This is a genomic window from Parvibaculum sp. (assembly GCF_040882025.1).
Classification (GTDB): Bacteria; Pseudomonadota; Alphaproteobacteria; order Parvibaculales; family Parvibaculaceae; genus Parvibaculum.
In genome coordinates, this window is sequence record NZ_JBBECC010000179.1 from 1 (window position 1) to 1,998 (window position 1,998).

Annotated in this window: 1 protein-coding gene; it reads right to left on the reverse strand. The window is 66.1% G+C overall.

Annotated elements, in window-relative coordinates; genetic code table 11:
• Window positions 1–9: 9 nt before the first annotated feature.
• Window positions 10–1,998: AAA family ATPase (locus WEB61_RS12890; protein ID WP_368064741.1), on the reverse strand; the 1,989-nt coding region annotated here is incomplete at its 5' end.

A 1,998-nucleotide genomic window follows, 5' to 3' on the forward strand; every position in this document is an offset into this window, starting at 1 on the left:
GCTCCTGTCTCAGGCCGCCTCTTCGGTGGCCGCGGCCCCCGTCGGACGGAAGACAAGCCGGTCGGAGCCGGCGGCGACCTTGACGGCAGAGCCGTCGAGTATGTCGCCCGACAGGATCTTTTCCGCCAGCGGGTCCTGCAGTTCCTTCTGCATCACGCGCTTCAGCGGGCGGGCGCCGTAGGCCGGGTCGTAGCCCTTCTCCGACAGCCAGTCGATCGCGGTCTGGTCGACATCGAGCACGATCTTGCGGTCGGTCAGCAGACGCTCCAACCGTTCCAGCTGAATCGCAACGATCTTGCCCATGTCCTCCCGCCGCAGCCGGTGGAACAGGATCACCTCGTCCACGCGGTTGAGGAACTCCGGCCGGAACGCCGCGCGCACCATGCCCATGACCTCGTCGCGCACCTTGTCGACGTCCTCGCCCTCGCCGAGCGAGACGAGAAATTCCGCGCCCAGGTTCGACGTCATTATGATCAGCGTGTTGCGGAAGTCGACCGTACGCCCCTGGCCGTCGGTCAGCCGCCCGTCGTCGAGCACCTGCAGCAGCACGTTGAAGACGTCCGGGTGCGCCTTCTCGATCTCGTCGAACAGCACGACCTGGTAGGGCCGGCGCCGCACCGACTCGGTCAGCGCTCCGCCTTCCTCGTAGCCGACATAGCCGGGGGGAGCCCCGATCAGCCGCGCGACCGAGTGCTTCTCCATGAACTCGCTCATGTCGATGCGCGCCATCGCGCTCTCGTCGTCGAAGAGATACGCGGCGAGCGCCTTGGTCAGTTCGGTCTTGCCGACGCCGGTGGGGCCGAGGAACATGAACGAACCGAGCGGACGATTCGGGTCCTGCAGGCCGGCGCGCGCCCGGCGCACCGCCTTCGACACCGCCTGCACCGCCTCGCCCTGGCCGACGACCCGCTTCGCGATCTCGTCTTCCATGCGCAGCAGTTTCTCGCGCTCGCCCTCGAGCATCCGGTCGACCGGAATGCCGGTCCAGCGCGACACGACATGCGCGACATGGTCGGGCGTCACCGTCTCCTCGACCATGGAGACGTGGCCGTCCTGCGCCTCGGCTTCCTTCAGCTTCTTCTCCAACTCGGGAATGCGGCCATAGGCCAGCTCGCCCGCCTTTTGGAATTCGCCGGTGCGCTGCGCGATGGCAAGTTCGTTGCGGAGCTCGTCGAGTTGCTTCTTGATCTCCGCCGCCAGCCCGAGCTTCTGCTTCTCGGCCTGCCATTTCGACGTGATCTCGGCCGATTCCTCCTCGAGCCCGGCGAGTTCCTTCTCCAGCCGCGCCAGCCGGTCCTTCGAGGCCTCGTCCTTCTCGACTTTCAGCGCCTCGCGCTCTATCTTCAGCTGCATGACGCGGCGGTCGATCTCGTCCAGCGCCTCCGGTTTGGAATCGACCTGCATCCGCAGCCGCGAGGCCGCCTCGTCCATCAGATCGATCGCCTTGTCCGGCAGGAATCGGTCGGAGATGTAGCGGTTGCCCAGCATCGCTGCCGAGACCAGCGCCGAGTCCGATATGCGCACCTTGTGATGCTGCTCGTATTTCTCCTTCAGGCCGCGCAGGATCGAGACGGTGTCTTCCACCGTCGGCTCATCGACGAAAACCGGCTGGAACCGGCGGGCAAGCGCGGCGTCCTTCTCCACATGCTTGCGGTATTCGTCGAGCGTGGTCGCCCCGACGCAGTGCAGTTCGCCGCGTGCCAGGGCCGGCTTGAGAAGGTTCGACGCGTCCATGGCGCCTTCCGCCTTCCCGGCTCCGACCAGCGTGTGCATCTCGTCGATGAACAGAATGATGTTGCCGTTTGCGGCGGTCACTTCGGACAGCACGGCCTTCAACCGCTCCTCGAACTCGCCGCGGTATTTCGCACCCGCGATCAGCGAGCCCATGTCGAGCGCCATGAGCTGCTTGTCTTTCAGGCTCTCCGGCACGTCGCCATTGACGATGCGCAGGGCCAGTCCCTCGGCGATGGCCGTCTTGCCCACGCCCGGCTCGCCGAT